The organism is Halomonas sp. (genome assembly GCF_034520545.1).
Lineage (GTDB): Bacteria > Pseudomonadota > Gammaproteobacteria > Pseudomonadales > Halomonadaceae > Halomonas.
Genome location: NZ_JAXHNN010000010.1, coordinates 664,354 through 676,289 on the forward strand (window position 1 = coordinate 664,354; position 11,936 = coordinate 676,289).

Annotated in this window: 8 protein-coding genes; 3 read left to right on the top strand and 5 right to left on the bottom strand. The window is 66.7% G+C overall.

All coding sequences use genetic code 11. The features are described 5' to 3' along the window. From U5L98_RS11780 to U5L98_RS11790, 3 genes are all read left to right on the top strand, one after another. Positions 1-1,920 (top strand): DNA topoisomerase III, encoded by a 1,920-nt coding sequence (locus U5L98_RS11780; protein ID WP_322558481.1) that lies wholly within the window; start codon positions 1-3, stop codon positions 1,918-1,920. Between the two features lie 16 nt (positions 1,921-1,936). Continuing rightward, positions 1,937-2,872: a 2-dehydropantoate 2-reductase gene (locus U5L98_RS11785; protein ID WP_322558482.1), complete on the top strand. Its 936-nt coding sequence runs from the start codon at positions 1,937-1,939 to the stop codon at positions 2,870-2,872. A gap of 62 nt (positions 2,873-2,934) precedes the next feature. Beyond that, positions 2,935-3,507, top strand: coding sequence for a hypothetical protein (locus U5L98_RS11790; protein ID WP_322558483.1), 573 nt, complete (start codon positions 2,935-2,937; stop codon positions 3,505-3,507). 189 nt (positions 3,508-3,696) lie between these two features. Here the strand turns inward: U5L98_RS11790 and ppc are convergent, their stop codons facing one another. The 5 genes from ppc to cysM are packed head-to-tail and all read right to left on the bottom strand — an operon-like array spanning position 3,697 to position 11,856. After that, a complete protein-coding gene (ppc, locus tag U5L98_RS11795; protein WP_322558484.1) occupies positions 3,697-6,345 on the bottom strand; it encodes a phosphoenolpyruvate carboxylase in 2,649 nt (882 codons plus the stop codon). After that, positions 6,342-7,238 carry a nucleoside triphosphate pyrophosphohydrolase gene (gene mazG / locus U5L98_RS11800; RefSeq protein WP_322558485.1) on the bottom strand — a complete coding sequence of 299 codons (897 nt, stop codon included), beginning with the start codon at positions 7,236-7,238 and terminating at the stop codon, positions 6,342-6,344. The genes ppc and mazG overlap by 4 nt, the downstream gene beginning before the upstream one ends. Continuing rightward, positions 7,235-9,520, bottom strand: a complete 2,286-nt coding sequence (gene relA, locus U5L98_RS11805; protein WP_322558486.1) for a GTP diphosphokinase — start codon at positions 9,518-9,520, stop codon at positions 7,235-7,237. The genes mazG and relA overlap by 4 nt, the downstream gene beginning before the upstream one ends. Next, positions 9,513-10,958 (bottom strand): TRAM domain-containing protein, encoded by a 1,446-nt coding sequence (locus U5L98_RS11810; RefSeq protein ID WP_322558487.1) that lies wholly within the window; start codon positions 10,956-10,958, stop codon positions 9,513-9,515. The genes relA and U5L98_RS11810 overlap by 8 nt, the downstream gene beginning before the upstream one ends. Before the next feature lies 1 nt (position 10,959). After that, positions 10,960-11,856, bottom strand: a complete 897-nt coding sequence (gene cysM / locus U5L98_RS11815; protein WP_322558488.1) for a cysteine synthase CysM — start codon at positions 11,854-11,856, stop codon at positions 10,960-10,962. Positions 11,857-11,936: the final 80 nt, after the last annotated feature.

Here is an 11,936-nt window from a genome sequence, read left to right on the forward strand (position 1 = left end):
ATGCGAGTGATCATCGCTGAGAAACCGAGCCTGGCCCGGGCCATCGCCGAGGCCCTGCCTGGCGCCTCCCGTCGCGACGACGGGGCCCTGGTGGTAGGCGAGACCACCGTCACCTGGTGCCTGGGCCACCTGCTGGAGCAGGCACCGCCCGATGCCTACGACCCGGCCCTGAAACAATGGCGCCTCGATCATCTGCCGATCCTGCCGAGCCGCTGGAAGCTGATGCCTCGCCCCAAGGCCCGTGGCCAGTTGGCGGTGATCCGTCGACTGCTCAAGTCCGCCTGCGAGGTGGTGCATGCCGGCGACCCTGACCGCGAGGGCCAGCTACTGGTACAGGAGGTAATCGAGTACCTGGGCTGGAAGGGACCGGTGACACGGCTACTGGTCAGCGACCTCAATCGCCCGGCGGTTCAGCGCGCGCTCGCTCGGCTCAAGGACAATAGTCGCTTCGAGCCCTTGTACCGAGCGGCCCAGTGCCGCGCCCGGGCCGACTGGCTCTACGGCATCAACCTGACCCGGGCCTGGACGCTCATCGGCCGCCAGGCCGGCCACGACGGGGTGCTCTCGGTGGGACGAGTCCAGACCCCGGTATTGGGACTGGTGGTGCGCCGCGATGCCGAAATCCGCGACTTCAGTCCAAAACCCTTCTTCGTGCTGTGGGCCGACCTCGCCGTCGCCCAGGGGCAACTGCGGGCCTGGTGGGTGCCCGGTGAACCTCACCACCTCGACGACCAGGGACGGCTGCTGGCTCGGGAGCCTGCCGCCGCACTGGCCGAGCGTCTGCCCGGCGCCGAGGGACGGCTCACGGCACTCGAGAGCCATGACAAGCGCCAGGCCGCCCCCCTGCCCTACTCGCTCTCCGCGCTGCAAGTGGATGCAGCGCGGCGCCATGGGCTCTCCGCCAAGGCGACCCTGGATATCTGCCAACGCCTCTACGAGCGCCATCAACTGATCACCTACCCGCGCTCTGACTGTCGCTACCTGCCCGAGGAGCATTTCGCCGCGGCACGGGCCAGTCTGCAGAGTGCCTGCGGCGCGGACGACACTCTCGGCCAATGGCTGGTCGGGGCGGATTTCACGCGGCGCTCCAGAGCCTGGGACGATCGCAAGGTGGGCGCCCACCATGCCCTGGCGCCCACCGGCAAACCCGCCGACCTCTCGCGGCTTGAGAAGACCGAGGCCGATGTCTTCCGGCTGATCGCCCGCAACGTCCTGGCCCAGTTCTATCCGCCGCTGGCCACCCGCGAGGTCAAGGCAGAGTTCCGCCTTCTCGGCGAGACCTTCCGCGCCCGCGGCCAGGAGATCCTCGACCCGGGCTGGAAGCCGCTGTTCACCACCCGTGACGAATCGCCGCCGCTGCCCCCACTCACCGAGGGCGAGAGCTGCCGGGTCCAGGAAGTCGGTGTCGAGGACCGTGAGACTCGCCCGCCCGAGCCCTTCACCGACGCCAGCCTGATCAAGGCGATGATGAACATCGCCCGCTATGTCGAGGACCCGACCGTGCGTCGCACCCTGCGCGAGCACGATGGCCTGGGCACCGAGGCGACCCGAGCAGGGATCATCGAGACCCTGGTGGAGCGCGGGTATCTGGTGCGCCAGGCCAAGGCGCTGCGGGCAACGCGGCTCGGCAGCGCGCTGATCGCCTCGCTGCCCGAGGCGGTAGGCCGCCCCGAGCGCACTGCGCTCTGGGAGCAGCGCCTGGGCGGCATCGTCGAGCAGGGCGATGCATCGGCCCCCTTCCTCGCGGCCTTGATCGAGGATCTGCAGGGTCTGCTCGCAGCCGCCGATGCGAGCCGGATGCGCGAGGCCTTGCACAGCGCCCGGGGCGAGCAGCCCCTTGCGGCCCGCCCAACTCGCGGCAAGCGACGCGGAGGTTCACCAGGCAAGGCGGGCACGGCACGCCGACCCCGCCGCTCATGACCGCGGGAGACACGCCATGAGCCCATCGACACATTGGATCGTCGGTCCCGGTGCCCTGGGACGACTGATCACCCACCGGCTGGTCGGGCGGGTCCCGGTGAGGCTGCTCGGCCGCCGCCTGCTTCCCGCTCGTCAGACCCTGGTCACGCCGGCGGGCGACCCCCTGGTTCAGACGCTTGCCATGGCGCGAATCGACGTCCTCCCCCAGGAAACGCCCGCCGTTGTGCACCTGACGACCAAGGCCCACGCCGCCGAAGCGGCCCACGCCGCCATCGCCGAACACCTGCCCGCAGGGGTACCGCTGGTGCTGTGGCAGAACGGCTTCGCCTGTCAGCCACGGCTCACCGAACGCCATCACGGCCCGGTGCTCTGCGCCACCACCACCGAAGGCGCCCATGTGCAGTCCGAGGATCGAGTGACCCATGCCGGCCATGGCCATACCTTTCTGGGTGCCCTTAACGGTGACCACACCGACCTGGCCAGGACGCTGGCGCGGACCCTGAGCGAGGCCGGGCTGCCGGCCGAGGCGGCCGACGATATCCGCCTGCGGCTGTGGCGCAAGCTGGCCGTCAATGCCGCCATCAACCCCCTGGTCGCCCGCTACACGATCCGCAACGGCCAGCTGCGCGACCGCCCCTTCCGCCCAATGGTCGAGAGGCTGATCGTCGAGGTGTCGGCCATCCTCGACGCCGAGGGCGTCACTCCACCCGGTGGGGGCGGCGTGGAAGACTGGCGGCGGCTGGTCTGGCAGGTCATCGAGGCAACGGCCAACAATCGTGCCTCCATGCTGCAGGACGTGCTGGCCAGCCGACCCACCGAACACGAGGCAATTCTCGCGCCGCTGCTGGCGGCCGCCTCACGACACCAGCTTCCGGCCCCCTGCCTGGCTCAGCATCTACATGATTTGCGCTTCCGGGCGGAGAAATTGGCGGTACCACCGACGCTTTGCTAGTCTGAGGTGACAATAATTCAGGCTCGGCAGTCTTCGAACCTGTCGACTCAAGGGCAGGGAACATGCAACTAAGTTCACGTCTCGCCATCGCACTGACCAGCATCCTGGCGCTGATAGCTATTCCCTCGCAGGCCGACTCGACCATGCCTGCCTATGGGGGCATGGCCAAGAAGCTGGTCCACCTGGAAAACGGCATGATCGTCCAGGGAACCGGCGTCGACACGCCCGACGGCTATACATCGGGTTTCCGTCTCACCGCCGGTTTCACGCCCCAATACCTGCCACGCCTCGACCTCGGTGCCGAATTCAGCTACCGCGAAAGCGATGACGTGCCGGTGTCCTTCGCCGATGGCCAGCAGCTTCTCGACACCACCAGCCTGGGAGGCAGCCTGGTGGCTGGCGTGCGTTTCGGGCCGCTCGGCCTCTACGCCAAGTCAGGCCTCGCGGAGTGGCAAGGGGATCCCGTAGGAGACGACGAGCAGCTGCAAAGGGGCGGCGGCACGACCAGGGTGCAGGGTTTCGGTGCTCGCCTGAAGTTGCGCCACCTGGTCAGCCGCCTGGAATTCGAGGAAATCGAAGACCCGACCATGAACCATCTCAACCTGATGACCGCCTCGGTGCATATTCCTTTCTAGCTGCAAGCTGCAAGCTGCAAGCTGCAAGCTGCAAGCTGCAAGCTGCAAGCTGCAAGCTGCAAGCTGCAAGCTGCAAGCTGCAAGCTGCAAGCTGCAAGCTGCAAGGCAGGATGATGGTGTCCACTTAGGCACAAGCCACAAGGGGTTTCCTTGTCGCTTGTGCCTTGTCGCTTGAGGCTGCCCGAAGGCCTAACCCGTATTACGCAGCCCGGCAGCGATTCCCGCCATGGTCACCATCAGCGCCCGGGAGAGGTCCGCGCTGATCGCCCCATCGGCATCGCGGTTACGCTGCAGGAGTTCGGCCTGCAGACCGTGCAGGGGATCGATGTAGGGGTTGCGCACCTCGATGGCCTGGCGAATCAGCGGCGTCTTCTCCAGCAGCTCCTGCTGGTCGAGCACCTGCAGCAGCGCCTCCTGGAGTCGACCGAAACGGTTGCGTAGCCGCTCGCCGAGTGCCTTGAGGGACGGCTCGTCGACCAGCCGGTGCTCGTAGTAGGCGGCGATTCCCACGTCGGCCTTGGCCAGCAGCATCTCCAGCATGTCCAGGTAAGTACCAAAGAAAGGCCAGTGGTCGCGCATTTCGCGGAGCACCTCGAGGCCTCCCTCCTCTTCCAGCCGCTGGCTGAAGGCCTCGCCACTGCCCAGCCAGGCCGGCAGCATCAGACGAATCTGGGTCCAGGCGAAGATCCAGGGGATCGCCCGCAGGGTCTCCACGCCGCCATCCTGGCGACGCTTGGTGGGTCGCGAACCCAGCGGAAGGCGCCCGAGCGCGCCTTCCGGCGTCACCGACCGGAAATAGGGAACGAAATCAGGATCCTCTCGCACCACCCCCACGTAGGCGCCGTGGGCCACCTCGGCCAGGCGGTCCATCTCCTCGCGCCACTCCTCCTTGGGTGCCGGCGGTGGCAGCAGACTCGCCTCGAGGACCGCACAGGCATAGATCTCCATGGAACGCAGGGCGATCTCCGGCTGGCCGAACTTGAAGCGAATCATCTCGCCCTGCTCGGTCACCCGCAGGCTGCCGTTCACCGAGCCCGGCGGCTGAGAGAGGATAGCCGCGTGGGCGGGCCCGCCTCCCCGGCCCACGGTACCGCCGCGGCCGTGGAAGAGCGTGAGGTCGACGCCATGACGCTGGCAGACCTCCACCAGCGTCTCCTGGGCCCGGTACTGCGCCCAGGCCGCGGCCAGCTGGCCGGCGTCCTTGGCGGAGTCCGAATAGCCGATCATCACCTCCTGGCTGTCACCGGCCAGGGCACGATACCCCGGCAGCGACAGCAGATGGTCGATGACCTCGCCGGCATGATCGAGGTCATCGAGGGTCTCGAACAGCGGCGCGATAGGCAGACTGACCGTGCCGCCCACCTCCTTCATCAGCAGCGCCACGGCGAGCACGTCAGAGGGCTGGGCGGCCATGGAGATGATGTAGGTTCCCAGCGCCTCACGGTGCTCGGAGGCAATGACCCGAAAGGTGTCGATGACCTCTCGGGATTCTGCGGAGCACTCCCAGCGCCGCGGAATCAGCGGACGACGCGAGGCGAGCTCGGAGAGCAGGAACTCCTGGCGCTGCGCCTCACCCCAGTCACGGTAGTGGCCGAGCGCCAGGCCCTGGGTGAGCTCCTCCATCACCTGGGCGTGGCGACTGGCCTCCTGGCGCAGGTCGAGCTTGGTCAGGGTCACCCCGAACACCGCCACACGGCGCAGGGTGTCGAGCAGCACGCCGTTGGCGATGGTGTCGAGCCCCACATCACACAGCGAACGATAGCAGGCCAGCAGCGGGGCATAGAGCTGGTCACGGGTCTCGATGATGGGGCCACCCTCGTAGCTGCGCCCGTCGAGCTCGTCCTTGGCCCAGTCGCGCGTTGCCTCGACGCGATTCGAAAGGCGCTTGAGCAGTTCGCGGTAAGGCTCGGCGACCTCGCCCACCTCGGCCTTGAGCGCGCTGTTGGCCTTCCACATGGAGAGCTCGGCCCTGAGCTGCTCCAGATCGCGCAGGTAAAGGTCAGCCGCCATCCAGCGCCCCAGCAGCAGCACCTCGCGGGTCACCTTCGCCGTGACGTTGGGATTGCCGTCGCGATCACCCCCCATCCAGGAGGCGAAGCGGATCGGCGCGGCATCCAGCGGCAGACGCTCCCCGGCGGTTTCCAACAGCAGATTGTCGAGGTCGCGATGAAAATCGGGGACCGCCTCCCATAGGGAGTTCTCGATCACCGCGAAGCCCCATTTGGCTTCGTCCACCGGGGTCGGTCGCTCGTGGCGGATCTCGTCGGTGTGCCAGGCCTGGCTGATCAGCTCCTCCAGCCGGCCCTGGGCACGCGCCACGCGCTCCGGGTAGTCGCCGGAAGACTCGATGGCGCTGAGACAGTCGTCGATGGCGTCATACTTCTGGATCAGGGTGCGGCGAATGACCTCGGTGGGGTGCGCGGTCAACACCAGCTCGACGCGCATGCCGGCCAGGGTCTCCACCAGCTTGCGCGGCGAGTGACCGGCACCGCGGGCCCGCTCGAGCAGCTCGGACAATACCGGCTGAAAACCAGGCTTGTAGTCCTCGACCCGACGAAAGCGCGCTCGATAGTGTTGCTCGGCGATGTTGGCCAGGTTGAGGAACTGGTTGAAGGCCCGGGTCACCGGCAGCAGGTCTCGGTCGGGCAGCTTGCGAAGGTATTCGATCAGCGCACGCTGGCTGCCATCCTCGCCATGTCGCCCGTGCTTGGCAAAGCCTCGGATGGTCTCGATTCGATCGACGAAGCCCGGACCCAGATCATCGGCGATGGTGCGGCCCAGGCTGTCGCCCAGGATACGGACATTGTCACGCAGCGATTCGTGCAGGTCATGGCTCATGATCGAGACTCTCCTTGCGGCAATTCCTGAACGGGGGTGTCGAGGTGCTTGGCCGCCTGCCAGTGGCGCTCCATGGCCGCCAGGCCAGCCTCCTGCAACGGCACCTCGGCGGCGGCCAGAGCCGCCTCCACATGGCGGAAACGCCGCTCGAACTTGGCATTGGTGGCGCGCAGACACTGCTCGGGATCGGCCTTGAGCGTGCGCGCCAGGTTGGTCACGGCAAACAGCAGGTCGCCCACTTCTTCCGCCGCATGTGCCCGATCTCCCTCCGCCAGGGCCTCTTCCACCTCGTCCAGCTCCTCGCGGATCTTGGCCAGCACGCCGCGGGCATCGGGCCAGTCGAAGCCGACCCGGGCGGCGCGCTTGGAAAGCTTGGCGGCCCGAGAGAGCGCCGGCAGGGCACGGGGTACGTCATCCAGCACCGACGCCGCGGCACTGTCGCGGGACGTTCCGGGAATATCGCGGGCCCGCTCGGCCCGCTCCTCGGCCTTCAGCGACTCCCAACGGGAGTGGACCTGCCGGGTCTCGATTTCCTCGGCACTCATCCCCGGCGGGCGGCGCGAGGCCAGAGTGCCGTCGGGGAAGACATGAGGGTGGCGGCGCAACATCTTCGCCGTCAGCACATGGACGACATCATGGAAGCTGAAGCGACCCTCCTCGGCACCGAACTGGCTGTAGTAGACCACCTGAAAGAGCAGGTCACCGAGCTCGCCGGGAAGCTCGTCCCAAGCCTGCCGCTCGATGGCGTCGGCGACCTCGTAGGCTTCCTCCAGGGTATGCGGCACGATGGAATCCCAGTCCTGCTTCACGTCCCAGGGGCAGCCCTGTTCCGGGTCGCGCAGCACGGCCATCAGCTCGAGCAGGTCGTCGAGGTCATAGCGAGGCTCATTCATGTCGTTCTCCTCTTGCGCTTGCCGGACTTGCCTTCTCCGCCCCCGCCGCGCAGGCGACGCACCTCGATGACGTTGGGCAGTTGCTGAATGCGCGAGAAGAGACGCCCCAGGGTCTCCAGGCCGTCGACCTCGACGGTGATCGACAGGCGCGCGATACCGTCGTCGGTGTCGGTCAGGGTGTTCACCGAGAGCACGTTGACGCGGTCATTGCTGAGCACACCGGTGACGTCGCGCAGCAGGCCCGAGCGATCCCAGGCCTCGATCTCGATGTCTACCGGATACTGGGTGCGGGCGCGCTCGCCCCACTCTACCTCGATGATGCGCTGGGGTTCGTCCAGACGCAGCTGCAGTATATTGGGGCAGTCCTGGCGATGCACGGTGACGCCACGCCCCTGGGTGATGAAGCCGACGATGGCGTCACCGGGTACCGGATGGCAGCAGTTGGCCATGCTGGTCTTGAGATTACCCACCCCGAGCACTGTGATGTCGCTGCCGCCAGCCTTGCCCGGTGCCTTGCGGGGCTTGGCCAGCAGGCGGTCGAGCTGTTCCTGGTCGTCGCTCTCGCCGAACAGCTGCTGGGCCTGGTGCAGCACTTGGCCGATGCGCAGGTCGCCGGCGCCCAGGGCGGCGTACATGTCATCCGGGGACGGATAGTTGACCTTGTTGGCCAGAGTGGTCAGGTCCATGCCCTCAATGTCGAGACGCTTCATCTCGCGCTCGAACAGCGCCCGGCCCTCCTCGAGGTTACGATCGCGGTCCTGCAGCTTGAACCATGACTGGATCTTGGCCCGTGCCCGGGAGGTCCGCACATAGCCCAGGTTGGGGTTGAGCCAGTCGCGGCTCGGTCCGCCCTTGCTGGCGGTAAGAATCTCCACCTGCTGGCCGGTCTTGAGACGGTAGGTGAGCGGTACGATGCGGCCGTTGACCTTGGCCCCCCGGCAGCGGTGACCCACCTCGGTATGCACGCGGTAGGCGAAATCGATCGGTGTGGCGACACGAGGCAGGTCGATGACGTGGCCATCCGGGGTGAATACATAGATACGGTCCGGGGCCACGTCGCTGGTCAACCCCTCGCGCAGGTCGCCGAAGTCGCCCACCTCCTCGTGCCACTCAAGCACCTGGCGCAGCCAGGCGATCTTCTCCTCATAGCTGGCGCTGCGTGCGCTGGTATCGTGCCCCTTGTAGCGCCAGTGGGCACAGACCCCGAGCTCGGCCTCCTCGTGCATGGCGAAGGTGCGGATCTGGATCTCGAGCACCTTGTTCTCGGGGCCGAGTACCGCGGTGTGAAGCGACTGGTAGCCATTCTTCTTGGGGTTGGCGATGTAGTCGTCGAACTCGTTGGGAACGTGATGCCAGCACGAATGGACGATACCCAGCACCGTGTAGCAGTCGCTCACTTCGGGAACCAGAATGCGCACCGCCCGGATATCATGGACCTGGGAGAAGCCGATGCACTTGCGCTTCATCTTCCGCCAGATCGAGTAGATGTGCTTGGCGCGCCCGTCGACCTGATAGCGGCTGATGCCCTGGGCCGACATCAGCGACTTGAGAGTCTCGACCACCTCGCTGATGTAGCGATCACGGTCCAGACGCTTCTCGGCGAGCTGCCGGGCGATGGTCTTGTACTCTTCCTCGTGCAGGTAGCGAAAGGAGAGATCCTCGAGCTCCCACTTGAGATGGCCGACCCCCAGGCGGTGGGCAAGAGGCGCATAGATGTCGAAGACCTCGCGAGCGACCTGCAGACGCTTCTCGCGCGGGGCGTCACGCACCTGGCGCAGGGCGCAGGTGCGCTCGGCAATCTTGATCAGGGCGACGCGAACATCGTCGATCAGGTTGACCAGCATCTTGCGCAGGTTGTCCTGCTGGTCATGCTGACTCAGGCCCTGGCTGGGTGCCTGGAAGGTGCTGATGGCGGCCATCTGCAGCACGCCGTCGATGAGCCCGGCGACCTCGTGGCCGAAGCGCTTGTCGACCTCCTCGAGGCCGATCAGCTCCTCGCGGACGGCGCGGTAGAGCACGGCGGCCTCCAGCGCCGTCTGATCGAGCTTGAGTTCGCTCAGGATATCCGCCATTTCCAGGCCCGTACGAAAGCTCGAGCCATCTTTCAGCCAGGCCTTGTGGGGGCGGTCGGCGGCCAGTTCCAGTTGCCATGCCAGCTCGCAGACACGCTGCATCTCGTCGACGTTGCGCAGCTTCATGTCGTCCTGCAGGCGAGTAAGCCACTGCTCGATATCGACCTTCCCTTCTCGAGTCAGCGGTTGCTCTTCACGCACTTTAACCATCGCTTGACCCTCCTTGGATATGCCCCGCCGAGCCGTGATGCTCGAACAGCAGCATGGATTCCAGATGTGAGGTGTGCACGAACATGTCGGCCACGGCCACGCACAGGATGCGATAGCCACCATGCACGAGGTGTGCCGCATCCCTGGCCAAGGTGGCCGGGTCACAGGAGATGTAGAGCAACCGCGCCACCGGATGTTCCACAAGTGCCCGACTCACCGCCTCGGCCCCTTCTCGGGGCGGGTCCAGCACCACCACATCGGGGAGGGTGTCCTGGAGCAGGGCGCGCACGGCCGGCAGGTCGGCAAGATCCGCCTGGCGCGCCTCGACGTCCAGGCCCCGCCCTTGTGAATTGGCACGGGCATTGTCGCCAAGTCGTGCGACCATCGCCGGGTTGCCCTCTGCTGCTGTCACCCGGGTGCCGGCGGCAGCCAGCGGCAGGCTGAAGTTGCCTACGCCGGCGAACAGATCCAGCACTCGCTCTCCAGCAGCCAGCGGCGCCAGCCAGGAAAGAGCCGTGCTGACCATCAGGCGATTTACCTCGGCGTTGGCCTGAAGGAAGTCCCCGGGGGCGACGCCCAGGACGATGTCCTCGACAGGGCCGGGCACCCGACAGTGGAGTGCCGGCGCGGGCGTCAACCACTCGAATTCGGGCGTCTCGCGGCCCAGCCAGTGCGCCAGGTGAACGCCTTGCGCACTGGCGAACGCCTGCCAGCGGCCGGCGTCACCGCCATGGCCACGCAGCTGACGCACGACGACAACCACGGCCTGCTCGCTCTCGACCAGCTCGATGTGTCCCACCTGACGCGGGGCCTCGAGCTCTGCCAGCAGCTGGTGCAGTGGAACCAGCAGTGCCTCCAGGGCCGGCACCAGCACGGTGCAGGCATCGATATCGACCAGGCGATGGGTGTGGCGCGCACGAAAGCCCAAGTGAACGCCGCCTTGGGCGTCAACCTTGACGCCCAGGCGGGCGCGACGACGGTAGTCCTCGCCCGAACCGGAAAGCAACTCTGGAGAGGCGGCGAGCGTGATGCCCTGGCGCCCCAGCAACTCCTCCAGCACGGCCTGCTTATGGCGGCGCTGCGCCGGCAGGGCGAGGTGCTGCAGGTCGCAGCCGCCACAGCGATCGAAGTGGGGACAGGGCGGTGCGACGCGCTCCGGCGAGGCCAGCAGCAGCTCCCGCACATGGGCCTCATCGAAGCGCTTGCGGGTGCGATGAACGGCAACTTTTACGTTCTCGCCCGGGAGCGCGCCTTCGATGAAGACCGTCTTGCCCTGAGCCGTGCGTGCCACGCCACGCCCGTCATGGGCCAACCCCCGGACGTACAGAATGTCCTGACCTTCGACTACGGAGGCCTCACGGCTCTCCTCTTGGTACCCCTGCAACCCCGAGACACCCGACGGCGCGCGCCTCGGGCGACGCTTGCCCAGCATGGCCATTTCAGGCCTCCGGGGCGAACAGGCCGGTGGAGAGATAGCGGTCGCCGCGGTCACAGACGATGAAGACGATCACCGCATTCTCGACCTCGGCGGCGATACGCAGCGCCCCGGCGAGTGCACCGCCGGACGACACGCCGGACAGGATACCCTCTTCTCGAGCCAGGCGACGCATGTACTCCTCGGCCTCTTGCTGGCCGATGTCCAGCACCCGATCGACGCGGCTAGCGTCGAAGATACTCGGCAAATACTCCGCCGGCCAGCGGCGAATCCCGGCAATGCTGGCGCCATCTTCGGGCTGCAGGCCGATGATCTGAATCTCGGGATTGCGCTCCTTGAGGTAGCGGGACACGCCCATGATGGTGCCAGTGGTGCCCATGGAACTGATGAAGTGCGTGATGGTACCGCCGGTCTGCTCCCAGAGCTCCGGGCCAGTAGTGCGATAGTGCGACAGGGGATTGTCCGGGTTGGCGAACTGATTCAGCGGCTTCCCCTCATGGCGGGCGATCATCGCCTCGGCCACATCGCGGGCTTCTTCCATGCCGCCGTCCTTGCTGACCTCGATCAGCTCGGCACCGTAGGCGGCCATGGCCTGCTTGCGCTCGGCGGAGGCACTCTCTGGCATGATCAGCACCATGCGATAGCCCATGATGGCGGCCGCCATGGCCAGGGCGATGCCGGTGTTGCCGGACGTCGCCTCGACCAGGGTGTCACCGGGTGCGATCTCGCCGCGGGCCTCTGCCTGCTCGAGCATGGAGAGGGCCGGACGGTCCTTAACCGATCCCGCAGGATTGTTGCCCTCCAGCTTGGCCAGCAGCGTATTGCCGCGCCCGGCAGTGATGCGCTTGAGACGGACCAGCGGCGTATGGCCGACGGTCTCCTCGAGAGTGGGAAAATGCATGTAACCTTCCTGATGGAAACGCCTTTTCGGCATTATATCCCTGCGGCTGCACACTGGACAGGCATCTGCCCGCCCTGTGG

Coding starts and splice junctions, on each gene's coding strand:
- U5L98_RS11780 (WP_322558481.1), top strand. CDS start 1: ATGCGAGTGATCATCGCTGAGAAACCGAGCCTGGCCCGGGCCATCGCC.
- U5L98_RS11810 (WP_322558487.1), bottom strand. CDS start 10,958: ATGGCCATGCTGGGCAAGCGTCGCCCGAGGCGCGCGCCGTCGGGTGTC.
- U5L98_RS11790 (WP_322558483.1), top strand. CDS start 2,935: ATGCAACTAAGTTCACGTCTCGCCATCGCACTGACCAGCATCCTGGCG.
- mazG (WP_322558485.1), bottom strand. CDS start 7,238: ATGAATGAGCCTCGCTATGACCTCGACGACCTGCTCGAGCTGATGGCC.
- cysM (WP_322558488.1), bottom strand. CDS start 11,856: ATGCATTTTCCCACTCTCGAGGAGACCGTCGGCCATACGCCGCTGGTC.
- relA (WP_322558486.1), bottom strand. CDS start 9,520: ATGGTTAAAGTGCGTGAAGAGCAACCGCTGACTCGAGAAGGGAAGGTC.
- ppc (WP_322558484.1), bottom strand. CDS start 6,345: ATGAGCCATGACCTGCACGAATCGCTGCGTGACAATGTCCGTATCCTG.
- U5L98_RS11785 (WP_322558482.1), top strand. CDS start 1,937: ATGAGCCCATCGACACATTGGATCGTCGGTCCCGGTGCCCTGGGACGA.